This is a genomic window from Fodinicola acaciae, assembly GCF_010993745.1.
GTDB classification, from domain to species: Bacteria; Actinomycetota; Actinomycetes; order Mycobacteriales; family HKI-0501; genus Fodinicola; species Fodinicola acaciae.
The window spans coordinates 574,801-601,423 of the sequence record NZ_WOTN01000003.1; the positions used below are offsets into that span (position 1 = coordinate 574,801).

Consider the following 26,623-nt stretch of genomic DNA (forward strand, 5'->3'; position numbering starts at 1 on the left):
GGCCAGTTACCAACTTCCGTGGCACGCAAGGAAAGCATCCCCACACCGCGCGAGGCCTGAAAGACCAACGATCGCTGCCCTTTGAGGCACAAAGTGGTTCCCGAGAACCCATCCGGTTGGCCGTGTCCGGAGACTCTTAGCCGGACGAGGATTTCTGCGAGACAAAACCCTCGAGCGGGAGGCCTAATGCCAACCTATCTGTCCCCTGGCGTGTACGTGGAGGAGGTCGACGCTGGTCAACGCCCGATCGAGGGCGTGGGCACCGCGGTGGCCGCCTTTGTGGGATTCGCGTCGCAGGGGCCGTTCAACACTCCGACGCTGGTGTCCAACTGGAGCCAGTACGTGCAGACCTTCGGCGAGTTCGTCGAGGGCACGTACCTCGCGCAGGCCGTCTACGGCTATTTCCTGAATGGTGGCGGCAACTGCTACGTGGTTCGGATCGGAGGTGCGGCCTCCAACGGGAAGGCGGCCCTGCCGGCCGGCCCGCAGGCGCAGCTCGGCGCGTACCAGGTGGTGGCGAAGGAGCTCAACGCCGGCGACGGCGAGATCACCGTCGAGGTCGCGCCGGCAGCCGGCGAGAACCCGCCCGACGACCGGTTCACGCTGAATGTCAAGCGTGGCAACAAGGTCGAGGAGACGTTCGAAAACGTCACCAGCAAGCGCGGCAAGGACAACGTCGTCACGCAGGTGCGCGAGCGGTCGAAGCTGATCACGCTGACCGAGCAGTCCGCCGGCCCCGGCGTCGTCGCGAAGCCGGCCGGCAACGCGACGTTGAAGCTGCCGCCGCCGGCGCCGGCCGTGCCGGAGCGGGTCAACGCCAACGACTACGTCGGCGACGTGGCCGACCGCACCGGTTTCGGTGGCCTGGAGACGGTCGAAGAGATCACCATGGTCGCGGCCCCTGACCTGATGACCGCGTACGAGGCCGGCGCCATCGACGGCGAGACGCTCAAGGCCGTGCAGCTGGGCATGATCGCGCACTGCGAGCTGATGGGTGACCGGATCGCGATCATCGACCCGCCGCCGAACCTCAACGCGCAGCAGGTGCTCAACTGGCGCAAGAACGAGGCAGGGTACGACTCGAAGTACGCCGCGCTCTACTACCCGTGGCCGAAGGTTTTCAACCCGGCCAGCGGCAAGAACGAGTTCATCCCGCCGAGCGGTCACGTGGCCGGGGTGTGGGCCCGCAACGACAGCGAGCGCGGCGTGCACAAGGCGCCGGCCAACGAGGTCATCCGCGGCGCGGTGGCGCTGCAGAACACGCTGACCCGCGCCGAGCAGGAGCTGCTCAACCCGGTCGGCGTCAACTGCATCCGCACCTTCCCCGGCCGCGGCATCCGGATCTGGGGCGCTCGTACGCTCTCCTCCGATCCGGCGTGGCGCTATCTGAACGTACGGCGGCTGTTCAACTACCTCGAGGAGTCGATCCTCGGCGGCACGCAGTTCGTCGTCTTCGAGCCCAACGACGACGCGTTGTGGGCCCGGATCCGGCGCACCATCTCCGCCTTCCTGGTCAACGAATGGCGAAAGGGCGCCCTGTTCGGCCTGACGCCGGACGAGGCCTTCTACGTCAAGTGTGACCGCGAGACCAACCCGGCCGAGGGGATCGACGCCGGCCAGGTCGTCTGTGAGATCGGCGTGGCACCGGTGAAACCGGCCGAGTTCGTGATTTTCCGGCTCGCCCAGTTCTCCGGCGGCACCAGCCTGGTGAACGAGTAAGACCGACCGCTACCACTGAGAAAGCAGGAGAACCAACATGGCACTTCCCGATCTCGACAGAGCGGTCGGCTGGTCGTTTGGCCTGGAGATCGACGGCATCCAGGTCAAGGAGATCCAGGAGATCAGCGGCCTGAAGATGGAGCAGGACGTCATCGAGCTCAAGCACAACGCATCGCAGGACGGCAAGTACATCAACAAAAAGATGCCTGGCCGCCAGAAAGCCGGCGAGATCACCGTCACCCGCGGCCTGTCCGACGACAAGTCGTTCGAGCAGCTGGTGAAGGACGCCCGCCTGGGCAACATGCCGGCCGCCCGCAAGAACGGCGCGGTGCTGGTCTTCGACTACCAGGGCGCGCCGATCAAGCGCTACAAGCTCACCAACATGTGGGCCAAGAGCCTGGAGATCGGTTCGCTGAAGGCCGGCGGCACCGACGTACTCACCGAGAAGCTCACGCTGACCTACGAAACGATGGAAGTGGAGTAGCGCGATGCGCCGCACCATGGCCCTCCCGGACGCCGCCGGGCCGGTGGCGTCCGGGTCGCCGGAGGCCGCCGCACCAGCGGCGGCGCCACCGGCGGCCGCAGCCGAGCCGAAGCTGCGCACCGAGTTCGCCTTCGAGCTGCCACGTGGATACGTGGACGAGGACGGAAAGGTGCACAAGCACGGCGTGATGCGGCTGGCGACCGCACGGGACGAGCTGATCCCGCTGCGGGACGACCGGGTACGCGAGAACCCGGCCTTCCTGACCGTGGTGCTGCTGGCCAGGGTGATCGTGCGGCTCGGTGACATCACCGACGTACACGCCATGATCATGGAGGACCTGTTCGCCTCCGACCTGGCCTTCCTCCAGGACCTCTACCGCCGGATCAACAGCGAGGGCCACACCCGCGCCGCGGTGACCTGCCCGGAATGCGAGCACCGGTTCACCGTCGACGTGGCAGGTGGTCGCCTGGGGGAATCGTGACGTACGCGACCGACCGGCTGCACGAGGAGATCGCGTACGTCGCCTACCACTTCCACTGGTCGTGGGACGAAATCCTCGACCTGGAGCACGGCGACCGGCAGCGCTACGTGGCGGAGATCGCCAGGATCAACACCAGGATGAGTGAGGAACGGTAACACGCATGTGGCCATGGTCGTCACGCGTCCAGCGGGCCGCTCGGGACACCCCGAGCGGCCCGGCGGTGCCGCCTGACAATACGATCCGCGCTCGCGGACCCGCCGACTGGCAGGCGTTGCCGCCGATCGTCCCGGCGATCCCGTACCCACCGCTGGTCAACCCGGTGCAGCGCTTCACCGCCGGCCTCACCAGCTGGCAGAGCCCCAGCTATCTGGGGACGCTCGGACACAGCATCGACCCGGACGGCCCGTCCGGTGTCATTCCGGCGACACCCGTCGCGCCGGCTCAGCGGCAGACCGCGCTGCCGACCGGCGGCTCGGACCTGCCGCTGGCCATCCCGCCGGCGCAGCACCAACCCCGCCGCGGCGGGGCTTTCACCGTGCTGCAAAGGCTTTTCGGCGGTGGTGACAGCACGCCACCAGACTCCTTAGCGCCTGTTGTCGCGCGTACGCCGGCGGAGCTGCCGGTGAGCGCTCCGGCGGCGGTGCAGCGCGCCGCCGACACCTCAGCACCGGCGGCCGTCGGCTCGTCGATCGTTGAGACACAAGCGAATACGCCGTCGTACGAGGCGCCGACTGAGGCGCCGACGGTTGGTGCCGCGACGCCCGTACCGGTGCTGGACCCGCCGTCCGCTCCGGTCGCCGAGCCCGTCACCCGTACCAACCACACCGACCTGGTGCTCGCCGCTCCGGTGCAGCGCTCGACACCCCTGACGACCTCGACGTTCACGCCGCCGATCCGTACGCTCACGCCGTTGCCGGCCGACACACCGCCGGTCGTGCCCGTCTCACGGGCGGCCGCCGACACGCCGCTGCTGGGCATGCCGGAAGCCGTCACGGAGACCGACGACTCCGGCGACGCGCCGACGAGCCAGCTCGGCGAGCTGCCGACCGCGCAGCGCTCCACCGGGACTTCCGTCGCTGGCACCGAAACTTTGGCGTCCTCCCCGGTGTCCATTGTGGACAGTGCGGCGCCGACGCTCGGCCTCGACAGTGAGCCGGCGGACACCGCCGGGGCGCCGCAGCCGACCACCCCCAGCGGTCCCCCGCCGGCGATGCCGGTCGTGCCGGCCGTCCAGCGCGCGGTCGACACCGACCCGCCGCGACCCGGCCTGGGGACACCTTTTTTCGCTGGTACGCCCGCTCCGCACGTCCAGCGGTCGGCCGCGGCCACGCCGAGCGTGACCCCGCGACCGCGCCGGCTCGGCCTCGGCGCGCCGCTGAACCCGCCGAGCGACGGCAACAACGAACCGCCGCCGTCGTCGACGCTGCCGACGGTTTCGCGCGCCGCCGAGGACAACGCGCCGCTCATCCCGCCGGCCGTACAACGGCTGATCAGCGGCGATATCAACGAAACTCCAGCGATCACAGAGCCGACGCCGGAAGCACCAAGCGCCGAGACCCCAGACCCTCCGGCGACGGCTCCGGACGGGCCGGCGACTCCTGATTCGCCGGCCACCCCTGACCTGCCGGTCGCGCCGACGCTGAACGCCGGCCAGCTGGCCGAGCCGGCGCCGGTCACCGCGTCCCCGGCGCCGGTCCAGCGTGCGGCGGCCGGCGTCGACATGCCGGTCGCGCCGACGTTGAACGGCGGCCCGACGGCCGAGCCGACGCCGCTCGACGCAGCCACCGCACCGGTCCAGCGAGCGACGACCGGCGTCGGCACACCGGCACGCACGACCGCGTCCACAGTGGACAGTGCTGCCAGCGTTTCCCACGGCAGCAACGGATCCGACCCGTACGCTGGCCTGCCAGTCCTGCCCGTCGCGCAGACGTCGTCCGTCGACACACCGACGCGTACGCCCGGCGCGCCAGCAACCAGCGTCACGCCGACGACCAGCACACTCGGCACCCAACCGATCGCCACCACCGACGCACCGACCGACACCGTCGAGACACCGGATTTTGGTGCGCCAGAAGCAATGCCGGTGGTCCAACTGATCGCCGACCGGTCCCCCATGCCGATCCTGCCGGCGGCCGCCACGACCGCGAGCGCCGGCGGCTCGGGACCGCACGCCGTGCCATCGACCAACACGTGGAGCACCGCCACGCCGCAGGTGTACGTCGCCCGATCCGCAGCCACCACACCAAAAACCACGTACGCACCGACGCCGGGCATCGACGTGTACGCGCCGGTGCAGCGGGCCGTCGCCACCGACGCCCCAACAGGCGCGGCACCGAGCGCAACGCCAGAGACGACCTCAGCATTCGACATCGCCTTCGGCACGACGCCGGCCGCCAGCCCGACCGCCAACGGCCGCAGCGCCACTTTTGCCGAGACAGCACCGAAAGTCGACCTGCCGACCGCACCGCGCGCACAGCAGAGCGTGCAGCGTACGCCGACCGGTACGCCACGGCTTGGCGCCGGCAGCCGGCAGCTCGTCCTGCCGCCGACGCAACAACAACTCACCGCCGAAGCCGTGCAGCGGATGGCCGCGCCGATGATCGCCGTACAGACGGAGCCAATCACCGTGCAGGCGGTGGAGACCGGTGAGCCGGCTCCGGCCGCCGAGCCCGCACCGGCAGCCGCACCGGCCGACGCAGCCCATCCGGGTGCCACGCCAGCTGCCGCGCAGGCACCGGAGGAGCTGCTGAAAACGCTGTTCGACCCGCTGCTGCGCCGGATCAAGGCCGAGCTGCGCAACGACCGCGAGCGCCGCGGCCTGATCACCGACTACCGACGCTGAGGGAGACGAACAGATGGCCGACGACAACGCGGACGCTCCGGTGGCGGTGTGTTTCTTCGTGAAGATCGACGACGCCAACCTCGGCTCCTTCGACAGCTGTGACGGCCTCGGCCTGGAGGTCGTGATGGAGACCCGCGAGGAAGGCGGTCAGAACGGCATGGTCTGGCAGCTGCCGACCCGGATCAAGTGGTCGAACGTCAAGCTGACCAGGCCGGTCAGCCCGGACACCCAGAAGGTGCTGCAGTACTTCTCCAAGTACGCGAGCGGTTTCAAGCGGCAGACCGCGGTGATCGAGGCCCGCACGCTGGACGGCAAGGCGGTCACCAAGTGGTCGTTGTCCGGCGTGCTGCCGGTCAAGTGGAGCGGGCCGCAGCTGGGCATGGACAGCAACAAGATCGCCATGGAGACCCTGGAGCTCTCGCACCAGGGCTTCCTCAACGCGGCCGGTTAAGGGGAAACACAGATGTCGCAGGCAGTCACGTTCAACTCGCCGGGAAGCCCAGCCAAAGGCGGCTATGCCTCGTCCCCGCCGGCCAACCTGCAGCGCGCCACGCTGAAGGTGCTCGAGCCGCCGTCGGACGCCACCCAGACCAAGCCGGGCGGCCCGATCGACGAGATCAAGTTTCAGTTCAACCCCAAGGAACTGACGCTCACCAAGACCGCCAACTGGGGTCCGGTCGAGCAGCGCAACGCCAAGAAGGGCGGACCGACCCAGTTCAAGGGGGCCCAGCCGGGAAAGCTCACGCTGGAGATGTTCCTGGACGCCACCGAGAAGATGGACAGCTCGGTGGTCGACACCGTCGAGAAGCTCTTCCAGTGCTGCGTGCCGACCGACAAGAGCCAGTCCAAGAGCAAGGCCTCGCCGCCGTGGGTCCAGTTCCAGTGGGGCGGCATGCTCAGCTTCCCCGGCTGTATCAAGAGCGTCACGGCCAAATACACGCTGTTCGCCTCGAACGGTACGCCGATCCGCGCGGTGTGCACGATCAACCTGGAGGAGATCTCCGGCGAGGAGAAAGGCCAGAACCCGACCTCCGGCTCGCTGGCCGTACGCGACGTACACACCGCCGTCGAAGGCGACACGCTCGCCTCGATCGCCAACAGCGCGTGGGGAAACCCGGAGCTGTGGCGCGAGCTGGCCAAGGCCAACGACATCGACAACCCGATGCACCTGCCGCCGGGGACCCGGCTGCTGGTGCCGGCGCTGGAGGAGCTCGGCCTCGGCGAGGACGGCGGCGTCCGTGGCTAACGAGAGCTTCGCCAACACGCTGCTGGTCGAGATCAACTCCACCAAGTTGCCGGCAGACCTGGCCAACCTGCTCGTCTACGCGTACGTGGACGACAGCCGCAACCTGCCGGACATGTTCATGCTGCGGTTCAAGGACCCCGACCAGGTCGTCGTGCAGAAGGCCAACATCCAGATCGCCGCGCCGATCAAGCTCAAGGTGCAGACCGCCGACCCGGCCGGCCCGGAGGTGCTGCTGGACGGCGAGATCACCGCGGTGGAGCTCAACGCCGACAAGTCCGGCACGTACACCGAGATCCGCGGCTATGACAAGGCGCACCGGTTCACCCGCGGCCGGCGCGTCGCCGCGTACCCGAACATGACGATCTCCGACATCGTCCGCAAGGTCGCGCAGCGCGCGAAGATCCCGGCCGGGGACATCGACAACATCAAGGGCTTTGGCGGCGACCCGCAGGCCCAGCTGAGCCAGGACAACGTCAGCGACGCCGACTTCCTGCAGCGGCTCGCCGATCTGGTCGGAGCGCAGTTCGCGGTGGTCGACGGCAAGCTCAACTTCAAGCTGCCGGAGCCGCCCAAGGACGCGCCGTCGGCGACCGCCAAGGCCAGCAAGAACCCGCAGGTGCTGGAGCTGGGCCGCAACCTGATCGCGATACGCGCGACTGTCACCGCCGCCGAGCAGGTGCCGGAGGTCGAGTCGCGCGGCTGGGACCCCAAGCAGAAGAAGTTCGTCAGCCAGAAAGGCACGCCGAAGCCGTCCGGCATCGAGGTCGCCGGCCTGGATCCGGTCGGCATGGCCGGCAAGGTCGGCGCGCCGCCGCTGCTGGCCGCCAACTCCGCCTGGCGTACGCAGGCGACCGTGCAGGCCAACGCCGACGCGCTGGCCGCGCAGTTCGGCACCGCGGCCGCGGAGCTGGAGGGCGTCGCGCAGGGCAACCCCAAGCTGCGGGCCGGCGAGGCGGTCAGCCTGGCCAACGTGGCGCAGATGTTCGCCGGCAAGTACACGCTGACCACGACCCGGCACCTGTTCAGCCCGGAGGCCGGCTACACGACCGCGTTCACCGTGTCGCACCGGCAGGACCGGTCGTTCTACGGCCTGACCTCCGGCTCGACCGACGCCAGCGCCACGGTCAGCGGCCCGGTGCCCGCGGTGGTGACCGACCTCAAGGACCCGGACAAGCTCGGCCGGGTCAAGGTGAAGTTCCCGTGGATGTCCGACGACTACAACAGCGGCTGGGCGCGGACCGTGCAGGCCACCGCCGGCAACACGTACGGCTCGGTGTTCCTGCCGGAGGTCGGCGACGAGGTGCTGGTGGACTTCGAGAACGGCGACTTCGACGCGCCGTACGTGCTCGGCGGCCTCTACAACGGCAAGGACGCGCCGCCGAAGCTGGCGGCCGAGCCGGTGGACAGCGCCGGCGGCAAGGTCAACGTCCGCGCGCTGGTGTCGCGTACGCACCACCGGCTGGAGCTGATCGACGACCCGCAGGTCGACGCGATCCTGCTGTCCACCGGCGACGACAAGCTGCTCATCAAGCTCGATCACAAAAACCAGAACATCGAGGTCACCAGCAGCAAGACGATCGCGATCAAGGCGCAGAGCGGCATCAAGATCGACTCCGGCACCGGAACGCTGGAGATGAAGGGCCAGAAGGTCACCATCAACTCCCAGACCGACTACCAGCTGGACGCCAACGCCGGCATCAAGATGAAGGCCAACGCGGCGGCCAGCCTGGAAGGCGCGACGGTCAAGGTGGCCGGGCAGGGCACGGCCGAGTTCTCCGCCGGCGCGATCAACACCATCAAAGGTGCCATGGTCAAGATCAACTGAGTACGACTTTTTAAGAGGAGACAAGGAAAAATGCCACCAGCCGCGCGTCTCGGCGACCTGACACCGCATCCCGGTGTGGTCGCCGGACCGTGCGTACCCACCGTGCTGATCGGCGGCCAGCCGGCCGCGGTCGCCGGCGGAGCGAGCCTGCACACCTGCTCGATGCCGCCGCCGGCCGGACCGCATCCGCCGTCGCCGTTCGCCCCGGGCTGCCCGACCGTGCTGATCGGCGGCTCGCCGGCCGCGCGCGTCGGCGACATGTCCGGCTGCGGTGCGCCGATCCTGCCACCCGGCTGCCCGACCGTGATGATCGGCTGAGAGGCGTACGAGGATGCGACACGAGTTCATCGGCTCCGGCTGGGCCTTCCCGGTGCGCACCGACGCCACCGGCTCGATCGCGCTGGTCAGCGGCGAGCGCGAGGTGGCCGAGAGCATCCGGCTGATCCTCGCCACCGTCCCCGGCGAGCGGCCGATGCGGCCGGCCTTCGGCTGCAACATCCACGACCTGGTCTTCGCGCCGGCCGACGCCGCCACCGCCGGCCAGATCGCGTACGAGGTGCGGATCGCGCTGGACCGGTGGGAGCCGCGGATCGTGCTGGACGACGTGATCATCAGCTTCGACCGCGTCGAGGACGGCATGTTGCTGATCGACATCCGCTATCGGCTGCGGGACACCAACGACCCGCGCAACCTGGTTTTCCCGTTCTACACGATCCCCGCCCATGAGGGACCGGACGGCATCTCCGCGGAGGACCGACCGGCCGAAATCGCCGCCGCCACCGACGCGGTCGCGCTCAGCAAGGGAGATGCCTGATGGCACTGCCGACCCCCAACCTGGACGACCGACGGTTCCAGGACCTGGTGGACGAGGCCAAACGGATGGTGCAGCAGCGCTGTCCGGAGTGGACCGACCACAACGTGTCCGACCCGGGGGTGACGCTGATCGAGACCTTCGCGTTCATGGTCGACCAGCTGCTCTACCGGCTCAACCGGGTGCCCGACCTGCACTATCTGAAGTTCCTCGACCTGATCGGCGTGCAGCCGTTTCCGCCGACCGCGGCGACCGGCGACGTGACCTTCTGGCTGTCCGCGGCGCAGGAAAACCCGATCCGGGTGCCGGTCGGCACCGAGGTGTCCAGCGTACGGACCGAGTCCGAGGAACCGGTGATCTTCACCGTCACCAAGAAGCTGGACATCGTGCCCTCCAGCCTCGTACGGCTCGCGCTGGCCAGCCCGCAGACCGCGCCGGTCGACCGTACGGACGAGCTGGAGGCCGAGGGCAACCCGATCCCGGTCTTCTCCCCCACTCCGCAACCCGGCGACACGGTGATGTTCGGCCTGTCGTCGGCCGTACCGAACTGCGCGATCCTGCTCCGCGTCGAGGCGCAGGCCGAAGGCGTCGGCGTCGACCCGCGCGACCCGCCGTGGACCTGGGAGGCGTGGGACGGCCAGGGCTGGGCCACCTGCGAGGTCGACTGGGACACCACCGGCGGCTTCAACAAGCCGGGCGACATCGTGTTGCACGTGCCCGGCTCGCACACGCCGTCGGTCGTCGGTCGCGCTCGCGCCGGCTGGATCCGCTGCCGGGTCACCGAGCCGGAGGAAGGCCAGCGGTTCTATTCGCTGCCGCCGAAGCTGTTCTCCGCGTCGGCCAGCACGATCGGTGGCACGGCGGCGGTCGCGCACGCGGACATCATCGTCAACGAGATCATCGGCGAGTCCAACGGCGCCGCCGGCCAGCAGTTCACCTTCGGCCAGCTGCCACTGGTCGCGCCGGACGGTCCGATGACCGTCGAGGTGTCCAGCGACGACGGCTGGCAGGAGTGGACGCAGGTCACCTCCTTCGCCGAGTCGCGGCCGGCCGACCGGCACTTCACCCTGGACCCGGTGGCCGGCAAGCTGCAGTTCGGTCCGGCCGTACGGCTGCCGGAGGGCGGCATGCGCAACTACGGCGCCATCCCGCCGAAAGGCGCCGTCATCCGGGTGCCGGAGTATCGGACCGGCGGCGGCCGGCGCGGCAACGTGGCGCGCGGCGTGCTGCAGGTGCAGCGCGAGCCGATCCCGTTCGTCAGCAGCGTCATCAACCGCCGTCCGGCGACCGGTGGCGTGGACGGCGAGTCGGTCGAGGACGCCGCCGTACGCGGACCGTTGCTGCTGCGTACGAAGGACCGCGCGGTCACCGCGGAGGACTACGAGGCGCTGGCGATCGAGGCGGCTCCGGAGGCGGCGCGGATCCGCTGCGTGCCGGTCGAGGAGGCCGGCACCGCCGTACGCGTGCTGGTCGTACCGGCCGTCGGCGACACCAACGACCTGCAGTTCGCCGACCTCAAGCCGAGCGAGGAGCTGCTGAAGAAGATCGCCGGCCACCTGTCCGGCCGGCGCTGCGTCGGCGCGCGGGTCGCGGTCGAGCCGCCGTTCTACCAAGGCGTCACGGTCGTCGCGCAGCTGACGGCACGCAACCGTACGTCCGCCGACGCCTTGCGAGCGCGCGCGTTGCGGACGCTGGACACGTATTTCAACCCGATCACCGGGGGCGCTGACGGCAAGGGCTGGCCGTTTGGCCGTCCCGTACAGGCCGGCGAGGTCTTCGCGGTGCTGCAGCGGCTGCGCGGCGTCGAGATCGTCGAAGGCGTGCAGCTGTTCGCGGCCGACCCGGTGACCGGCGACCGCGGCGAGCCGGTGCAGCGGATCGACCTGGCGGCCAACGCGCTGGTCTTCTCCTACCGGCACCAGATCAGGGTGCGGTGAGGTCGATGCGTAACGCGGTGACCGAGCTGCCGACCGCCTACCCGATCGGCGCGCAGCTGCCGGCGGTCTATCTGGAGGACGAGTTCACGCAGCGGCTGACCGACGCACTCGACCAGGTGCTGGCGCCGGTCTTCGCGGTGCTGGACTGCTTCGCGGTCTACATCGACCCGCGGCTCGCGCCACCGGACTTCCTGGACTGGCTGTCGGAATGGGTCGCGGTCCATCTGGACGAGGGCTGGACGCCCGAACAGCGGCGTACGTTGGTCACCCACGCGGTGCACCTGCACCGCTGGCGGGGCACGGCGCACGGCCTGTCGACGGTGACGAAGCTGTTGACCGGCGGACAGGTCGAGGTCGCCGACTCCGGTGGCTGCTCGATCTCGCAAACCGCCAACTCGGCACTGCCTGGCTCGTCGCCGGCGCAGGCGGTCGTCCGGCTGCGGGTCCCCGACCCGGACCAGGTCGACCTGCGACGGCTGCGGTCGGCGGTGGCCGAGACGATCCCGGCGCACGTCGCCGTACGAGTCGAAGTCTCCTCGTCCAATCCTGCGGGCCCCAAGAAGACAGGTGCTTCCGGATGATCGTGTGCAAGACCTGCGGCGAGCAGAACGAGAACGACGCGCGGTTCTGCGCCAACTGCAGCTCGTACCTGGAATGGGACGGCCAAGCGGTGCCGACCGGGCCGGTGCCGGTGCACATGCTGGACCGCAACCAGCCTGCGCCGACCCAGGGCGGCACGCCGCCAGCCACCCCGAGCACGCCGACTCCGCCGGCCGGTGGCGGCAGCGACACGCCGTACACACCGCCGCCGACGACCGTGATCAACGTGCCGCGCGAGATGCTCAACCGGCCGGCCAGCGGCCTGGCCGGCGATCCGGGCGCGCCGCCACCGCCGCCTGCGCCACCGCCCGCTCCGCCTACCGGTCCGGCTCCTGGTCCGCCCGCTGGTCCGCCGGCGGGCTACAACCCGTATCCGGCCGGCGGTTATCCGGCTCCGCAGAACCAGCCGGCACCTGGTCACCCCGCGGGTCCACAGCCGCGGATGCCCGGGGCGCAGCAGCCGTCCGAGCCGGTACGACGGCGCCGCCGCCAGCCGACCCCGACGCCGGAGCCGGGCGTGGCGCCGGGCGAGATCGCCTGCCGGGTCTGCGGCACCGGCAACACCCCTGACCGCCGGTTCTGCCGCACGTGCGGCACCGCGATGCTGCAGGAACAGGCACCGCCACCGGAGCGGATCGGCTTCTGGCGCCGGCTGTTCGGCGGCCGGAGCGCGCGCGAGGCAGCCGAGGCCGGCACGCGGCACCGCAACGTACGGCAGCCGATCCACTGGGTCCGTCCGGTGGTCATCCTCGCCGTCATCGCCGGGCTGCTGTTCGTCGGTCTGGGACCGGCACGGCCGTACATCGTCAAGGGCATCGACCTCGCGCGCGACCGCTTCGCCACCAAGGTCGTGGTCAATCCGCAAGGCTGGAAGCAGTCGTCGTCGTACGCCTCGCCGGCGACAGCGCTCGGAGACAAGAATGGCGCGACTTTCTGGGCTCCGGGTAAGAAGGCGCCGAACGGCGGCATCGGCTCGTGGTTCGAGGCGTCGTTCTCGCCGGCCATCGGACGGCTGACCAGCATCCAGGTGCTCAACGGCATTTCGGCCAACCCACCGGACTACGCCGCCAACCGGAGACCGTCCGTCCTCAACTGCACGCTGACGAACGCGGCTGGTGACACCTTCACCTCATCGGTCGACCTGACGCTCGACGACGTGCCAGGAGCGAAGGAATACACCTCCGTCAACGGCAACAACGTCACTGACGTCAAGTGCGTGATCAAGGCCGCGTACCAGGGTGACGCGACGAAGCCGCTGGCGATCAACGAGGTGACCTTCTTCGAGGACAAGAGTCGCAAGGTCACCATCGGCAAGTGAGCTCAGCTGGTTTTTCGGCGTAACAGCTCGAAACTCACGACGGCGGCGGCGGTCGAGACGTTCAGCGACTCGACCTCGCCGGCCATCGGGATGCGGACCCACATGCCCACGTACGGCTTGACCTGCTCGCTGAGGCCGTGGGTTTCCCCGCCCAGCACGAACACCACGCGCTCGGGAAATTCGGCCTCGTACAACGAAAGTGGCCCCTCCGAGTCGAGACCCACCAGGACGTAGTTGGCCTCCAGCAGCTGCGCGGCGGCCTCCTCGGCCGTCGAGCAACGCAGAATTGGTGCGCGGAAAGCGATCCCGGCCGACGCCTTGACAACCAGCGGCCCCAGACCTGCGACGCCGTGGTGCGGCACGACGATGCCGGCGACGCCGGCAGCGGTGGCGGCGCGGATGATCATGCCGACGTTGGCCGGCGTGGTGATGCCGTCAAGGAGCAGCAAGGCGTCCGGCTGCTGCCGGTAGTCGACGTTGACGGCGGCGCCGAGCGTACGCATCCGCGGCGCCAGCACGTCGGCCATCACGCCCTGGTCCTGCTTGCCGTTGCCAGCCAGCCGCTTGATCCGGTCCGCGTCGACGCGGCGTACCGGCACATCACGGGTCTTCGCCGCGCGCAGGATGTCGTTGACGGAGTCGCCGCGTGCCTGGTGCGCGAGCAACACCTTGTCGACCTTGAGGTTGGCGTCGTGCAACGCCTCGACCACCGGCTTGCGGCCGTACACGGTCACGAACCGGTCCCGCGGCGAGTCCTCCGTCACGGCTGTCAGCATTTCATCCCTGTGATTTCGGCGGCGTCGAGCCCGGCAGCGGAGGAGAGTCCGCGCGTACGGCCGGATGCAAGCGGCGTGGTCAGCTTCGGCGGGTTGGCGGCCTGAAATTGCGTTGGGAGCTGGTTGCATCTCCTTTTGTTGCGGTGAGTGGGTGGTTGGGTTTTCTGTTTGTTGCGTGGGGTGGGTGGTTGGGTTTTCGCCTTCGCGGCGGGCGACCTCAAAGGGAAGGGGCGCATGGACGGCGGTCTGTTTGTGTGAGGGTGCGGGCGGGTCGCTCGCGAACTCGACATTTTGGTGGAGTTTTAACGCTACAACACCACCAAAACGTCGAGTTCGCGAAACCACATCTCAATTCAGACCGGTAATCGGACGTGCTGCGGGTCAGCTTTCGTTGAGGTGGGGGCCGATCAGGGTGAGGTCGGCCGAGCCGAGGCGGTGGAAGCCATCCGGCGACGCGCCGCGGTCGGCCTGGGCGATGCCGAGCTGGTGCCAGTACGGATAGAGCAGCCGCGGTCGGCTGACCTTCTCCAGCCGCGCGACCTCATCGTCGGTGAGCTCCAGGTCGGCCGCCGCGAGGTTGTCGGCCAGCTGCTCGCTCGTACGCGCGCCGACGATCACCGACGACACCGCCGGCCTGGTCAGCAGCCAGGCGATCGCCACCTGCGCAGCCGATACGCCGTGCGCCTCACCGACCTCGACGAGCACGTCGACGATGTCGTAGAGCAGCGCCTCGTCGTGCACGGGCGGCTCGCTCCAGTCGCTGAGGTGCCGGCCGGACTCGGGTTTGCTGTCCCTGCGGTATTTTCCGGACAGCAGGCCGCCGGCCAGCGGACTCCAGACCAGGATGCCGAGGCCCTGGTCGACCGCGGCCGGTACGAGCTCGTACTCGGCGTCGCGGCTCTGCAGCGTGTAGTGGATCTGCTCACTGACCGGCCGGGCCCAGCCGTTGCGTTCGCTGATGCCGAGCGCCTTGAGCAGGTGCCATCCAGAGTAGTTTGACACACCGACGTAGCGCACTTTTCCGCTGCTCACCAGGTGATCGAGCGCGCCGAGCGTCTCCTCCAGCGGCGTGACGCCGTCCCACTCGTGCAGCTGGTAGAGGTCGATGTGGTCGACGCCCAGCCGGCGCAGGCTCGCCTCGGCCTGGGTGATGATGTGCTGCCGGGACAGGCCGACGTCGTTGACACCGCGGCCCATCGCAAAACGTACCTTGGTCGCGATCAGCGCCGCGTCACGCTTGCCAGCGAGCGCTTTTCCCACGTATTCCTCGGAAACACCGCCAGAATACATGTTGGCGGTGTCGATGAGGTTGCCGCCGGCGTCCAGGAACTGGTCGATCTGCCGCGCCGCCTCGTCCGCACCGGTGGTGCCGACGTTGGCGAAGCCGCCTCTGCCGCCGAAGGTCATGGTCCCCATCGTCAACGTGGAGATCCGCAGGCCTGAGTGTCCGAGCTGTCGATAGCGCATGCGCCTACCGTACGTCCGGCGCGCGCCTGTCCGACACGACCGGGGTGGATTCCAACACCCTGGCCAACAACGCTCGGGCCTGTTCCTCGTTGAACGGGCGGTCGGTCCACGCGACACCGGTCGCCGGACCCCAGTGGATGCCATAGCGCTCGTCCGCGTTGACCGCGAGCCTTCGCCACCACAGCCGGATGATGGCGGCGACCTCGTCGGCCGGCAGGTCCGCCGGCAGCGCCGCGTGAGCACGTTCGCGCATCTGCCGCGGGCTGAACGGCGCCGCGAGATAGAACCAGGTTCGCATCGTCACTCCTTGTCGTACAGGTGTGACGCTGCGAGGCGCGGCTTATGACGCGGTTTCTGGTCAGAGGTCGTAGTCGGCGCGCCTGGACTCCGGTACGAGGTCGACATAGTCCGGATGCTTGGCGATCCAGCCGCGTACGAACGGACACTCCGGCAGGACGGCCAGACCACGCTCGCGTGCGGTGTCCAGCGCCGCGCGTACGAGCTGACCACCGACGCCCTTGCCTTTGTGCGCCGGATCGACCTCGGTGTGCGTGAAGGTGATCCGGCCGGGACCGGTCGTGTACGCGGCGAAGCCCGCGACCTGGTCGCCGTCCTTGACCTCGAAGCGGTGCTTGCCCGGGTTGTCGGTCACATCCATGCGGCCGACGTTACCCCCGGTCAGCTGGCAGCGGTCGCGAGTTTGGCGCGCAGCTCGGTGAGCCGCTCGCGATAGCGTTCGACGTTGGCCAGCTTGATCTGCTCGTAGCCGCGCACCAGGTCCGGCAGACCGGCGATCTCGACCGCGACCACGTGTCCGTCGCCGAGCCGGTCGAGCGTCTCCTCCACCGCTTCGCGATATTCGGCGATCAGCGCGCGCTCGACCCGGCGTACGTGTGCGTAGCCGAAGACGTCCAGCGGCGTGCCGCGCACCTTGCGCATCGCCTTCAACACTGAGAAAGCCGGCCGCGCGGTGGCGCCGAGCGTGATCTTTCGCTTCATCCCGAGCGCACGCAGGATCGGCGGGTGCAGCTTGTACGCGTGCCGCGCGCCGGGTCCGAAGCGAGCGGTGATTTCCTGCCGCAGAGCCGGATCAAGCGACAGCCGTGCCACCTCGTACTCGTCTTTGTATGCCATCAGCTTGTAAAGGTTGCGCGCGACGGTCTCGGTGAGCTCGGTCGAGCCGACCGCCTCCTCGGCCTGGCGTACGCGCTCGACGAAGTCCACATAGGACTTCGCGTACGCCTCGTTCTGGTAGGCCACCAGATCCGGCACACGGATCGCCAGGATGTCGCGCAACGCCGACCCCGGCGCGGCCTTGACCTGGTCGGTGAGCGGCGAGATTTCCTCGCGGCGTACGGCATCCGGCACGCTGGTCAGACCGTCCACTGTGGACTTCAGCGCGGCCGGGTCGGCGACAGCCTGGCGGCCGCGGCGGAATGCCTGCTTGTTGGCCTCCACCTTGACGCCGTTGAGCTCGATCGCCTGCTCCAGCGCGTCGGCCGGCAACGGCAGGCAACCGGCCTGATAGGCGGCGCCGACCAGCAGCATGTTGGCATACTGGTCGTCGCCGAACAGCGACTCGGCGAGGCCGCGCGCGTCCACGTACACGGCCTTCTCCGCGCGGCTGGCCTCACCGATCCTGGTGAGCACTCCGTCCGGATCGGGGAACGTGACGCCGGTGTCCATGATCATCTTGCCGGTCGGTACGCGCGTCGTGGACACCACCGCGACCGTCCTTTGTGGACTCGCGGCGGCCAGGTTCTTCGGATCGGCGGCGACCAGAAGGTCGGCACCAAGATAGAGGTCGCACTCGCCGGCGGCCAGTTTGTTGGCGACCTCCATGGGTTCTTCGCTGAGTTTCAGATCGGAGACGACCGCGCCTCCTTTCTGCGCCAGGCCGAGCTGGTCGAGGCCACGTACGTGCCGGCCGGCGATCACCGCGGCCGCGCCGAGCACCTGCGACAGCGTGACCACGCCCGTACCACCGACGCCGGTGATCCGCATCGCGAAGTTTTCCCGCGAGACCTGGATTTCCGGCTCCGGCAGGTCGTCGGTGAGGTCTGCCGCGACCGGCTTCGGCCGGCCGGCTCCCGGCTCCACGGTGAGAAAAGACGGGCAGTCGCCGGCCAGGCAGGAGTAGTCCTTGTTGCAGGACGGCTGGTGGATCTGTGTTTTCCGGCCAAACTCGGTGTCCACCGGCTGCACCGACATGCAGTTGGATTTGTCGCCGCAGTCGCCACAGCCTTCACAAACCCGCTCGTTGATCATCACGCGGGTGGTCGGATCCGGCGCCAGGCCGCGCTTTCGCTTGCGACGCAGCTCGGTCGCGCACTCCTGGTCGTGGATCAGCACGGTCACGCCCGGCACTTTCGCCAGCGTCTCCTGCGCTTCGGCGAGCCGGCGGCGCTGCCAGACCTCGGCTTTGGTCGGCAGCCACACGTTTTTGTAGGTCTTGGGATCCTCGGTGGTGACGATGATCCGCTTGACGCCCTCGGCCAACAGCATGCGGCAGATCTCCGGGATCGACCGTACGCCGGCCGCCTGCTGGCCGCCGGTCATCGCGACCGCGGAGTTGTAGAGCAGCTTGTACGTGACGTTGACGCCGGCCGCCACGGTCGCGCGCAGCGCGAGGCTGCCGGAGTGGTGGAAGGTGCCGTCGCCGAGATTCTGCACCAGATGCCGGTGTTCCAGAAACGGCGCCATGCCGATCCACTGCGCACCCTCGCCACCCATCTGGGTGACACCGGTCAGGTTGCCGAACTTGTCGGAGTCCATGACCAAAACCATGGCGTGACAACCGATGCCGGCACCGACCAGCGAGCCGTCCGGCGATTGGGTGGACGAGTTGTGCGGGCAACCGGAGCAATAGAAGGGCGTACGCGCCAGCAACGGCAACGAAATCCGCGCGCGCTGCTTCGGCTTTTCCTGCCAGGCCTGGACACTGGGCAGGTCGCCGAGCCTGGTCGCGATCGCCTTCGCGATGATGTCCGGGTCGAGCTCGCCGGAGCGCGGCAGCAACACGCGGCCGTCCGGCGTGAGCTTGCCGGTCACCAGCGGCGCGTCTGGCCTGCCGTACAACCGATCCTTGACGGCCGTCTCGATGAACGGCCGTTTCTCCTCCACCACCACGATCTCGGCCAGGCCGGCGGCGAAGGTGTCCACAATGGACGGTTCGAGCGGATGGACCATGCCCAGCTCCAGCAGCCGTACGCCGCGGCGCGCCAGCTCCGCGTCGTCCAGGCCGAGCATCCGCAACGCCTGCCGCAGGTCGAGATAGGTCTTGCCGGCGGCAACGAAACCGATCCGGTCGCCGGCCGTCCGCGCGGTGATCCGGTTGAGACCGTTGGCGGCCGCATAGCGCCTGGCCAGCTCGATGCGCGGCCCGAAAAGCGACGCCTCCAGACCGTCGAGCGTCGGCCGTACCAGGTTGCCGGTCGGCCGGTGCAGATACGACGAGCCGTCGACGACCAGGTCGGGCAGCACCGGCACGATCCGGTCCGGATGCACCTGCGCGGTCGCCGCGCCGTCGGCCACGTTGGTCGCCATCTTGACCGCGACCCACAGCCCGCTGACGCGCGACATCGCGACCGCGTGCTGGCCGAGGTCGAGTACGCCCTGCGGATCGGCCGGTGACACCACCGGCATGCCGAGATCGGCCAGCGCCATCTCCGAACTGCTCGGCACCGTCGACGACTTCGCCACCGCGTCGTCACCGACGAACGCCAGCGCGCCGCCGTTGGGATGGGTCCCCATCAGGTTGTTGTGCCGCAACGCATCGCCCGCGCGGTCCAGGCCCGGCGCCTTGCCGTACCAATAGCCGGTGACGCCGGAATATTTCAGGCCGCCGACGATCCCGGCCAGCTGACTGCCCTGCACGGCGGTCGCGGCCAGCTCCTCGTTGACGCCCGGCTGGAAGACGATCTGGTGCTCGTCCAGCAGCCGGCGTTCGCGACCGAGCGCCAGGTCATAGCCGGCCAGCGGCGAGCCCTCGTAGCCGGAGATGAAGGCCGCCGTGTTACGGCCAGCGCGCGCGTCCGCACGGCGTACGTCCAGCGGCAGGCGGACCAGCGCCTGCACTCCGGTCAGGTAGATCAGTCCGTCCGTACCCGCGTATCGCTCGTCCAGCAGGCGTCCAGCCACCCCACACCTCGCTCAGCTCACGGCATTTCCTGCACCCTAACCCGCGGATTGCCGCGAATCACGGCCCGCCGGATTCGCTGTTCCGCCACCCAAAACGTCAGAGCCTGCTGGTAAACGGTGGTGCGTGAGAGTCGAGATCCAAACGTCGCTCTGCCGGTGCCAGGCGGAGCCCCCAATAGCAGCGCTATGGTGGGGTTTCGGCCGGTGCCGGCAGGCCGCGTTTGGGCTCGGCTGTCGCGTGCCACCGTTTACCAACAGGCTCTCGGAGATTGTCGATGATCAGGGTGAGCGTGAAGTCGAAGCGGTCGTGGCCGGTGCCGGAGGTCAGCTCCTGCGCGTAGCGCCGCGTGTACGGAAAACGGTCGGCCGGCAGGGCGGTGAAGCGGCTGATCAGGTCCTGCTGGCCGACCACCCAACCGTCGCCGTGATTTTGTTGTCGTTGCTGGACAAGCGAGCGCTCCAGGGCATAGCCGCAGACGTAGAGGGTGAGCGCGTCGCGAGCCCAGGCGGCGGTCCGCGGCCGTACGCCGCCGGCCAGCAGGATCGCCAGGATCCCTTCGCCGACCCGCAGGGTTTCCAGGTGGGTGGGCACCATGGCCAGGGCCGCGCGCGCGACACCGGGATGTTTCAGGTACTGATCGCGCATCTGCGCGTACACCTCGCGCAACTGCTCGCGCCAGCTGGCCGGATCCGGCTCCGGCAGCTCGATCTGCGCGCTCAGCCGGCCGATCAGGAGGTCGTCGAGGTCGTTCTTGTTGACGATGTGGGCGTACAACGAGGACGGACCGGTGCCGAGCACAGCTGCGACCCGGCGGATGGTCAGAGCGTCGTATCCCTGCGTGGCGACGACCTGCAGTGCGGCGTCGGTGATCCGGTCGAGCGTGATCGGCGTCTTGCGTGGCGCCGGCGTCGGGTCCGCCGGCGGTTGCGCGTGACGAGCCGCGCGGCGCTGTCTGGGATCGGCTGGCACGTACGCCACCCTACCCGGCCACACGAACTTAGTTCGTGACGTCAGGTCGCATGGCCACCATGCTTGCGTCCAGCGCACGCATGGTGGCCATGCGACCACTCGGCCTAGAAGTCCACCTCAGGAGTCGCCGGCGGCTCCTTGTCGGGGATGTCGGCGACCACGGCCTCTGTCGTCAGGAAAAGCGCGGCGATCGAGGCCGCGTTCTGCAGCGCCGAGCGCGTGACCTTGGCGGGATCGATGACACCGGCGGCGAGCAGGTCCTCGTACGCACCGGTGGCCGCGTTGAGGCCGTGGCCGGCCGGCAACGACCGCACTTTCTCGACGACCACACCGCCTTCCAGGCCGGCGTTGACGGCGATCTGCTTGAGCGGAGCCTCCAGAGCCAGCCGTACGATCGCCGCGCCGGTCTCCTCGTCGCCAGTCAGGTCGAGCTTGGCGAGCGCGTCGGCGGCCTGCAGCAGCGCGACTCCGCCGCCGGCGACGATCCCCTCCTCGACGGCGGCTTTGGCGTTGCGTACGGCATCCTCGATGCGGTGCTTGCGCTCCTTGAGCTCCACCTCGGTGGCCGCGCCGACCTTCACGACCGCCACGCCGCCGGCCAGTTTTGCCAGCCGTTCCTGGAGTTTCTCCCGGTCATAGTCGGAGTCGCTGTGGTCGATCTCGGCCCGGATCTGGTTGACCCGGCCGGCGAGCTGCTCCTGGTCGCCGGCGCCGTCCACGATCGTCGTCTCGTCCTTGGTGATCACCGCCTTGCGCGCGCGGCCGAGCAGCGGCAGGTCGGCGTTTTCCAGCGTCAGCCCCAGATCCGCGCTGATCACCTGGCCGCCGGTGAGGATCGCCAGGTCGGTCAGCATGGCCTTGCGGCGGTCGCCGAAGCCCGGCGCCTTCACCGCCACCGACCTGAACGTCCCCTTGACCTTGTTGAGGATCAGCGTGGCCAGCGCCTCGGTTTCCACGTCCTCCGCGACGATCAGCAGCGGCTTGCCGGTCTGCATGATCTTTTCCAGCAGCGGCAACAAATCCTTCACGGTCGAGACCTTGGTGTCGGTGACCAGGACGTACGGGTCGTCCAGCTCGGCCTCCATCCGGTCGGAGTCGGTGACGAAATGCGGCGCCAGATAACCCTTGTCGAAGCGCATTCCCTCGGTCAGCTCCAGCTCCAGTCCGAAGGTGTTGCTTTCCTCGACGGTGACGACGCCTTCCTTGCCGACCTTGTCCAGCGCCTCCGCGATCAGCTCCCCGATGGCCTCGTCGGCGGCCGAAATCGAGGCGGTGGCGGCGATCTGCTCGCGTGTCTCGACCTCGTGCGCCACGTCTCGCAGGTGATGCGTGACCGCGTCGACGGCTTTTTCGATGCCTCGCTTGAGCCCGAGCGGGTTCGCGCCGGCGGCGACGTTACGCAGGCCTTCGCGTACGAGTGCCTGCGCCAAAACCGTCGCCGTCGTCGTGCCGTCACCGGCCACGTCGTCGGTCTTCTTGGCGACCTCCTTCACCAGCTCGGCGCCGATCTTCTCGTACGGCTCGACAAGCTCGATCTCCTTGGCGATGCTCACGCCGTCGTTGGTGATCGTCGGCGCACCCCACTTCTTCTCCAGCACGACGTTGCGTCCGCGCGGCCCGAGCGTGACCTTCACGGCGTCGGCGAGGATGTTCATGCCGCGTTCCAGGCCGCGGCGGGCCTGCTCGTCGAACGCGATCTGCTTGGCGGTCATCCGGTCTGTCCCCTCATGTCGGTCGGCGTTGGCACTCGCCGCGGCCGAGTGCCAACACCACCATACACAAAAATTGCGTGCACGCATTAATGCGTACGCGCATCTTGGGCTACACTGCCGGCATGGACCTGACGTTCCGCAAGCACAACGGGTTGGTCATCGTCACCCCTGAGAACGACGCTGACCTGGGATTACGTGATCGAAAGAAGATCGCGACGCGAGACGCGCTGAGCGCGGCGGCACTGCGCCTCGCGCTCGTGCACGGACCGGAAAACGTACGCGTCAACGACATCGCGGAGGAGGCAGGCGTCTCTCCGCGCACGTACAACAACTATTTCCAGAACACGCTGCAGGCGATCTGCATCGCCATCGCCTCCGACCGCGCGCTGCGCGTCGGCATGGCGCTGCGCGAGCGTCCTGCCGACGAGCCGCTGGCGACCGCGGTGATCGGCGCCGTGATCGAGCAGTATGCCAGCAATCCCGATCTCACAAAGGAAACCGTGAAGCTGATCGCGTCGGCGCCGGCGCTCAGCGAGGAATACGCGAAGACCGTCGCGGCACTGGAACAACCACTGGCCGCGGCGATCGAGGCACGCATCGGCTCCGGCCTGACCGCTCGCGTCTCGGCCGCCGCGGTGTCCGCCGCCGCGCGCGTGGCGACCGAGAACTGGCTCGAACCAGACGAAAAACGCGACTTCGCCGACGTACTCGGCGAGGCACTCGACCTGGTCAGGCCACTGGTGGAGGCGGTCGATCAGCGGACCTGAGCTTCGACGAAGCGCAGCAGGGCGTCGCGGTCGTCACGCGCGCCGCGAGGTGGCACGACGATCAGCCGATCGACGCCGGCACGTTCGTACGCCTCGACCAGCTCGCGGCTCAGCGGCTGGTCCGGTGTCACCGACACCTCGACTTTTCCCAGCTCCGCTGGCCTTTCGCGAGTCTCGGCCGCCTCGCGCAGCTGCCGTACGCAGTCGCCGGCCGCCGCCGGGTCGAGCCAGAAGCCATACCAGCCGTGTCCCCGCTCGACCACCCGCGCGTACGTCTGCGGCGCCTCGCCACCGAAGTGGATCGGCGGCGCGTCGATCGCCGGCTCGGCGCGCATGTCGCGGAAGTCCACGTACGTGCCGGAATAGCCGGTCTTTCCGGACCACAACGCGGACATCGCGTCGAGATATTCGACCGTACGCGCACCACGGCCGGCCAGCGGCACGCCGAGCGCGCGGAACTCCGGCTCCAGGTAACCGACTCCGACGCCGAACAGGAACCGGCCGCGGCTGGCGCGTACCAACGTGGCGACTTCTTTGGCGAGTATCAACGGATTGTGCAGCGGCACGACGGTGACACCGGTGCCCAGCTTCAACGTCGTGGTGTGCGCGGCCAGGAACGCGAGGCTGACAAAGGGATCCAGGAACGGCGTCCGCGGACTGGTGATTCGCGGCTGCCGGCCGGTCGGCGGATCGGGCAGCACATAATGCTCGCCGGTCCAGGCACTCTCCCAGCCACTCGCCTCGGCGGCCTTCACCACCTCGGCCGCGACCGCCGGATCCGCGCAGACAAAGCCGTTCACCATGAAGAGACCGAATTTCACAGCCCCAACCTAGGCCGAGCCACCGGCGGCGACCAACGACACTTCCGGATCGCCGCCATGCCGCCCCAGCATGTCAACCACCGCCCGCCGGTCGCATGGCCACCATGCTTGCGTTGAACGCACGCATGGTGGCCATGCGGCCAAAGAGAACTCAGCCGGCGCGGGCGGGCCGAAGGCGGCCGCGGTGCCAGCCGTAGTTGACATCCGCCATGTAGAACGCGCTCGCCAGGATCGGCTTGGTGCCGGAGAAAAGGCCGTGCTGGAAGTACGAGACACGGCGTACGTCCACCGCGACCGGACGCGGTTCCCAGTTGCTGCGATAGGTCCGTACGACCACGATGCCGCCGTCACGGCCGGGCGCGAACGTGTAGCCGCGCGGACCGGCGTACCGCCTGGCGTCGTCCGGGTTGGCGAAAACCGTGTCCCAGAGCGGAGTTTCCTTCAGATTCGCCACCACGTCGACATCGGCGGTGCCGTCGGCGGAGTGCGCGACGAAGCGTACGGCGTCGTCCTGCTCCTCGGTCCACGCCTGGATGCGCTGGTGGTCGTAATCGGTGAACACGTTTCCGGTCCTGGTCAACAATGCGCTGTCCGCATCGTTTCGTAGATGGCGCAGTCCGCGCAGGATCCGGCCGCCAGGTGTCTGATAGCGCGCGAAAACCCTGTATCCGGTCATGATCGTGCGCAGGCCCATCATCCGCGGCAGGCCCGGCAGTCGCAGGTGACGCAGGCTGACCAGCGCGACGGCGACCAGTGCATGCCGTTCTCCGTAAGGAGAACGATAGATCTCCAGGTCGAGTCCGGCCGGCAGCAACGGCTGCACCTGTTCCGGCGGTAAGGCGTAGGTGATCACCAGTGAGTGGTCGAAATGTGCATGTACAGGCAGTGGATGGCGGCTCAGCGCACGAAAAAACGACACGTTCAGCTTTCTCTGTCCAATGTGGACACCGACGGCTGGACAATAGCGCAGCGGCCGATCGGAGGGTGACAGGCCCCGGTGGACGTGGTAATCCGGTGGATATGACCGATGAACGGATCGACCCCGCGTGTGCGGTCGCACACGGGATGACAACCGAGCTGGCCGGCGACCGGCTGTTGGTGGCCGTGTTCGCGTCGCCGGTCGCGGCATTCCTGGTGCGGTACGCGACCGACGCCGGCTTCCAGACCGTACTCGTCGAGCCGGACGCGGAGCGACGCGGCCAGGCCGAGAAGGACGGCCTGATCGCGGCGGCCGACGTGCCGGCGCTGGACGGCACCGCGGACGTGGTCGTCACCGACCATCACCGCGCGGAGCTGGGTCAGGTGCTGGCCGACTCGCTGAAGCACCCGGCGCGGTGGATCGGCGTGATGGGCAATCCGCGCCATCCGGGGCCGCATGTCCAGGCGCTGCGCGAGCTCGGCGTGGCGCAGGCCGACATCGACCGCGTACACCGGCCGGTCGGCCTCAACATCGGCTCGCGGCGGCCGGCCGAGATCGCGGTGGCCACGCTCGCCGGCCTGCTCGCCGACCGCAACAACCGGCCGGGCGGCTTCCACTTCTGACCACCGCGAGGGTCAGACGAAGCAGTCGGCGTACGGGTCGGGGAACTCCAGCCACGCCTCCTGGCCGAGCGCCAGCTCGTCGTCGGTCAACAAGCAGGCGGTCAGCAAGGCACGCAGGTGCGCACGGTCGCCGCCCACGTCGACGAAGACCAGCTCGACACAGCGGTCGCCGAAGTACTCGTCCCAGCCGAGCGACGCCGCCGTACGACGGCCCGGCGACGCCTCCGACCAGTCGGCCTCGGCGGCGGCCAGCCACAGGCCGGCGGCCCCCATGCTGACGCCGCAGCCGTGCGACTCGTACGCGATGACCGTGTCCGGTTGGGTGGCCAGCCACAGATGGCCGCGGCCGCGTACGGTGTGCTCGATCAACTGCGGCAACGCGGCGTCCAGCCGGCCGGGATGGAAAGGCCGCCGCGCGGTGAAATGCAGCGCGCTGCCGAGCGCGACGGGCAGCCCTTCGAGACCTCGCAGCGCGGCGGTCGGCGTGGCCAGGTCGCGATGCGGACCGCGCAACACCGACGCCGCCTCGCTGACCGGCCGCCGCGAGACCCACGGCACCAGCGACGCGAGCAGGTCGGCCACGGCCAGGTCAGCGGTGTCGACCAGTACGACGTCGGCAAACTCCAGCTGCCGCAGGATGACGCCGGCGACCGCGCGGTCGTCGTCCGGCGCGGTCTGCCGGCCGCGGTCGGCCAGGTCGTCCTCGCCGGTCAGGTCCGCGACGAACGTCCCGCCGTCGATGGCGGTGACGAACGCGCCGAGCCGCACCCAGTCGAGCAGAGGCCGTCCGTCGATCACGCAGGCGACGCAGGCGGAGGCGATCTGCTCCGGCTCGACGATGTCCGGCAACACCAGCAGCTGGTCGGCGTCCGGCCGGGCGCGCGCCAGCCGTACGAGCGTCGGCAGTACGTCCTCACGCAGCGAGCACGACACGCAGCCGTGCACGAGGTCGACCGTCTCGGACTCCAGCACCTCGTCGGCGGTGCAGACGAAGCGGTGCAACCGACCCTCTGCCAGCGCGGACAGGTCGTGACGGATCACGACCAGCGACCGGTCAGCCGTCAGCAGCTCTTCGGTGGCGGCCCGGGTGGCGCGACGGCTGAACCCGGACAGCACCGTCACTCGTGGCATGCACCCTCCAGATCGAGATGAAAACCATTTTCAT

25 protein-coding genes are annotated in these 26,623 nt (G+C 68.9%); 15 read left to right on the plus strand and 10 right to left on the minus strand.

Features of this window, described 5'->3' with window-relative positions:
- Positions 1 to 186: 186 nt before the first annotated feature.
- The 13 genes from GNX95_RS29005 (at position 187) to GNX95_RS29065 (ending at position 13,263) form a co-directional block, all read left to right on the plus strand.
- Positions 187 to 1,719: a phage tail sheath family protein gene (locus tag GNX95_RS29005; protein WP_163510798.1), complete on the plus strand. Its 1,533-nt coding sequence runs from the start codon at positions 187 to 189 to the stop codon at positions 1,717 to 1,719.
- A gap of 37 nt (positions 1,720 to 1,756) precedes the next feature.
- Positions 1,757 to 2,203, plus strand: coding sequence for a phage tail protein (locus GNX95_RS29010; protein ID WP_163510799.1), 447 nt, complete (start codon positions 1,757 to 1,759; stop codon positions 2,201 to 2,203).
- Between the two features lie 4 nt (positions 2,204 to 2,207).
- Positions 2,208 to 2,684, plus strand: coding sequence for a hypothetical protein (locus GNX95_RS29015; RefSeq protein WP_163510800.1), 477 nt, complete (start codon positions 2,208 to 2,210; stop codon positions 2,682 to 2,684).
- Positions 2,681 to 2,839, plus strand: a complete 159-nt coding sequence (locus tag GNX95_RS29020; RefSeq protein ID WP_163510801.1) for a DUF6760 family protein — start codon at positions 2,681 to 2,683, stop codon at positions 2,837 to 2,839. The genes GNX95_RS29015 and GNX95_RS29020 overlap by 4 nt, the downstream gene beginning before the upstream one ends.
- A 65-nt stretch (positions 2,840 to 2,904) precedes the next feature.
- Complete coding sequence (locus GNX95_RS29025; RefSeq protein WP_163510802.1) at positions 2,905 to 5,526, plus strand: hypothetical protein; 2,622 nt, start codon at positions 2,905 to 2,907, stop codon at positions 5,524 to 5,526.
- Positions 5,527 to 5,539: 13 nt separating this feature from the next.
- Entirely contained in the window at positions 5,540 to 5,977 is a 438-nt protein-coding gene (locus tag GNX95_RS29030) for a phage tail protein (RefSeq protein ID WP_163510803.1), read from the plus strand.
- A 12-nt stretch (positions 5,978 to 5,989) separates the two neighbouring features.
- On the plus strand, positions 5,990 to 6,772 hold the full coding sequence (locus tag GNX95_RS29035) for a CIS tube protein (RefSeq protein ID WP_163510804.1): 783 nt from the start codon (positions 5,990 to 5,992) through the stop codon (positions 6,770 to 6,772).
- Complete coding sequence (locus GNX95_RS29040) at positions 6,765 to 8,597, plus strand: VgrG-related protein (RefSeq protein ID WP_163510805.1); 1,833 nt, start codon at positions 6,765 to 6,767, stop codon at positions 8,595 to 8,597. The genes GNX95_RS29035 and GNX95_RS29040 overlap by 8 nt, the downstream gene beginning before the upstream one ends.
- Positions 8,598 to 8,627: 30 nt before the next feature.
- A complete protein-coding gene (locus GNX95_RS29045) occupies positions 8,628 to 8,915 on the plus strand; it encodes a PAAR domain-containing protein (protein WP_163510806.1) in 288 nt (95 codons plus the stop codon).
- A gap of 13 nt (positions 8,916 to 8,928) precedes the next feature.
- Positions 8,929 to 9,411: a GPW/gp25 family protein gene (locus tag GNX95_RS29050; RefSeq protein WP_163510807.1), complete on the plus strand. Its 483-nt coding sequence runs from the start codon at positions 8,929 to 8,931 to the stop codon at positions 9,409 to 9,411.
- The gene (locus GNX95_RS29055; protein WP_163510808.1) at positions 9,411 to 11,345 is read left to right on the plus strand and encodes a putative baseplate assembly protein; all 1,935 of its coding nucleotides are present in this window, start codon (positions 9,411 to 9,413) and stop codon (positions 11,343 to 11,345) included. Before GNX95_RS29050 ends, GNX95_RS29055 begins: the two co-directional genes overlap by 1 nt.
- Before the next feature lie 5 nt (positions 11,346 to 11,350).
- Positions 11,351 to 11,926 (plus strand): phage tail protein, encoded by a 576-nt coding sequence (locus GNX95_RS29060; protein ID WP_163510809.1) that lies wholly within the window; start codon positions 11,351 to 11,353, stop codon positions 11,924 to 11,926.
- A complete protein-coding gene (locus GNX95_RS29065) occupies positions 11,923 to 13,263 on the plus strand; it encodes an NADase-type glycan-binding domain-containing protein (RefSeq protein ID WP_163510810.1) in 1,341 nt (446 codons plus the stop codon). The genes GNX95_RS29060 and GNX95_RS29065 overlap by 4 nt, the downstream gene beginning before the upstream one ends.
- Before the next feature lie 2 nt (positions 13,264 to 13,265).
- On the opposite strand, the gene GNX95_RS29070 is transcribed toward GNX95_RS29065, so the two are convergent.
- The 7 genes from GNX95_RS29070 to groL all read right to left on the minus strand — a co-directional run bounded on the left by GNX95_RS29070 (position 13,266) and on the right by groL (position 22,328).
- Entirely contained in the window at positions 13,266 to 14,027 is a 762-nt protein-coding gene (locus GNX95_RS29070; protein WP_222854020.1) for a TrmH family RNA methyltransferase, read from the minus strand.
- 393 nt (positions 14,028 to 14,420) lie between these two features.
- On the minus strand, positions 14,421 to 15,506 hold the full coding sequence (locus GNX95_RS29075) for an aldo/keto reductase (protein ID WP_163510812.1): 1,086 nt from the start codon (positions 15,504 to 15,506) through the stop codon (positions 14,421 to 14,423).
- Positions 15,507 to 15,510: 4 nt separating this feature from the next.
- Entirely contained in the window at positions 15,511 to 15,804 is a 294-nt protein-coding gene (locus GNX95_RS29080; RefSeq protein ID WP_163510813.1) for a hypothetical protein, read from the minus strand.
- A 60-nt stretch (positions 15,805 to 15,864) separates the two neighbouring features.
- Positions 15,865 to 16,164 (minus strand): GNAT family N-acetyltransferase, encoded by a 300-nt coding sequence (locus GNX95_RS29085; RefSeq protein ID WP_163510814.1) that lies wholly within the window; start codon positions 16,162 to 16,164, stop codon positions 15,865 to 15,867.
- 20 nt (positions 16,165 to 16,184) lie between these two features.
- A complete protein-coding gene (locus GNX95_RS29090) occupies positions 16,185 to 19,646 on the minus strand; it encodes an indolepyruvate ferredoxin oxidoreductase family protein (protein ID WP_163510815.1) in 3,462 nt (1,153 codons plus the stop codon).
- Positions 19,647 to 19,830: 184 nt separating this feature from the next.
- Positions 19,831 to 20,616: a TetR/AcrR family transcriptional regulator gene (locus GNX95_RS29095; RefSeq protein WP_222854021.1), complete on the minus strand. Its 786-nt coding sequence runs from the start codon at positions 20,614 to 20,616 to the stop codon at positions 19,831 to 19,833.
- Between the two features lie 104 nt (positions 20,617 to 20,720).
- Positions 20,721 to 22,328 carry a chaperonin GroEL gene (gene groL, locus GNX95_RS29100; protein WP_163510817.1) on the minus strand — a complete coding sequence of 536 codons (1,608 nt, stop codon included), beginning with the start codon at positions 22,326 to 22,328 and terminating at the stop codon, positions 20,721 to 20,723.
- 122 nt (positions 22,329 to 22,450) lie between these two features.
- On the opposite strand from groL, the gene GNX95_RS29105 reads away from it, so the two are divergent.
- A complete protein-coding gene (locus GNX95_RS29105; RefSeq protein WP_163510819.1) occupies positions 22,451 to 23,095 on the plus strand; it encodes a TetR/AcrR family transcriptional regulator in 645 nt (214 codons plus the stop codon).
- Here GNX95_RS29105 and GNX95_RS29110 read toward each other — a convergent pair.
- The gene (locus tag GNX95_RS29110) at positions 23,083 to 23,916 is read right to left on the minus strand and encodes a TIGR03619 family F420-dependent LLM class oxidoreductase (protein WP_163510820.1); all 834 of its coding nucleotides are present in this window, start codon (positions 23,914 to 23,916) and stop codon (positions 23,083 to 23,085) included. The two genes, GNX95_RS29105 and GNX95_RS29110, sit on opposite strands and share 13 nt — an antisense overlap.
- A 151-nt stretch (positions 23,917 to 24,067) precedes the next feature.
- Positions 24,068 to 25,045, minus strand: a complete 978-nt coding sequence (locus tag GNX95_RS29115; protein WP_163510822.1) for a DUF2071 domain-containing protein — start codon at positions 25,043 to 25,045, stop codon at positions 24,068 to 24,070.
- Here GNX95_RS29115 and GNX95_RS29120 point away from each other — a divergent pair.
- A complete protein-coding gene (locus GNX95_RS29120) occupies positions 24,937 to 25,458 on the plus strand; it encodes an XdhC family protein (RefSeq protein WP_163510823.1) in 522 nt (173 codons plus the stop codon). The two genes, GNX95_RS29115 and GNX95_RS29120, sit on opposite strands and share 109 nt — an antisense overlap.
- Before the next feature lie 12 nt (positions 25,459 to 25,470).
- On the opposite strand, the gene GNX95_RS29125 is transcribed toward GNX95_RS29120, so the two are convergent.
- Positions 25,471 to 26,589, minus strand: coding sequence for a CobW family GTP-binding protein (locus tag GNX95_RS29125; RefSeq protein ID WP_163510824.1), 1,119 nt, complete (start codon positions 26,587 to 26,589; stop codon positions 25,471 to 25,473).
- Positions 26,590 to 26,623: the final 34 nt, after the last annotated feature.

Bases quoted from the DNA above. Each gene is read 5' to 3' on its own strand.
- GNX95_RS29005 (WP_163510798.1), top strand. From the start codon at position 187: ATGCCAACCTATCTGTCCCCTGGCGTGTACGTGGAGGAGGTCGACGCT.
- GNX95_RS29010 (WP_163510799.1), top strand. From the start codon at position 1,757: ATGGCACTTCCCGATCTCGACAGAGCGGTCGGCTGGTCGTTTGGCCTG.
- GNX95_RS29015 (WP_163510800.1), top strand. From the start codon at position 2,208: ATGCGCCGCACCATGGCCCTCCCGGACGCCGCCGGGCCGGTGGCGTCC.
- GNX95_RS29030 (WP_163510803.1), top strand. From the start codon at position 5,540: ATGGCCGACGACAACGCGGACGCTCCGGTGGCGGTGTGTTTCTTCGTG.
- GNX95_RS29035 (WP_163510804.1), top strand. From the start codon at position 5,990: ATGTCGCAGGCAGTCACGTTCAACTCGCCGGGAAGCCCAGCCAAAGGC.
- GNX95_RS29045 (WP_163510806.1), top strand. From the start codon at position 8,628: ATGCCACCAGCCGCGCGTCTCGGCGACCTGACACCGCATCCCGGTGTG.
- GNX95_RS29050 (WP_163510807.1), top strand. From the start codon at position 8,929: ATGCGACACGAGTTCATCGGCTCCGGCTGGGCCTTCCCGGTGCGCACC.
- GNX95_RS29055 (WP_163510808.1), top strand. From the start codon at position 9,411: ATGGCACTGCCGACCCCCAACCTGGACGACCGACGGTTCCAGGACCTG.
- GNX95_RS29060 (WP_163510809.1), top strand. From the start codon at position 11,351: ATGCGTAACGCGGTGACCGAGCTGCCGACCGCCTACCCGATCGGCGCG.
- GNX95_RS29065 (WP_163510810.1), top strand. From the start codon at position 11,923: ATGATCGTGTGCAAGACCTGCGGCGAGCAGAACGAGAACGACGCGCGG.
- GNX95_RS29075 (WP_163510812.1), bottom strand. From the start codon at position 15,506: ATGCGCTATCGACAGCTCGGACACTCAGGCCTGCGGATCTCCACGTTG.
- GNX95_RS29080 (WP_163510813.1), bottom strand. From the start codon at position 15,804: ATGCGAACCTGGTTCTATCTCGCGGCGCCGTTCAGCCCGCGGCAGATG.
- GNX95_RS29085 (WP_163510814.1), bottom strand. From the start codon at position 16,164: ATGGATGTGACCGACAACCCGGGCAAGCACCGCTTCGAGGTCAAGGAC.
- groL (WP_163510817.1), bottom strand. From the start codon at position 22,328: ATGACCGCCAAGCAGATCGCGTTCGACGAGCAGGCCCGCCGCGGCCTG.
- GNX95_RS29105 (WP_163510819.1), top strand. From the start codon at position 22,451: ATGGACCTGACGTTCCGCAAGCACAACGGGTTGGTCATCGTCACCCCT.
- GNX95_RS29120 (WP_163510823.1), top strand. From the start codon at position 24,937: ATGACCGATGAACGGATCGACCCCGCGTGTGCGGTCGCACACGGGATG.
- GNX95_RS29115 (WP_163510822.1), bottom strand. From the start codon at position 25,045: ATGCCGCGACCGGCGACGCGAACACGGCCACCAACAGCCGGTCGCCGG.
- GNX95_RS29125 (WP_163510824.1), bottom strand. From the start codon at position 26,589: ATGCCACGAGTGACGGTGCTGTCCGGGTTCAGCCGTCGCGCCACCCGG.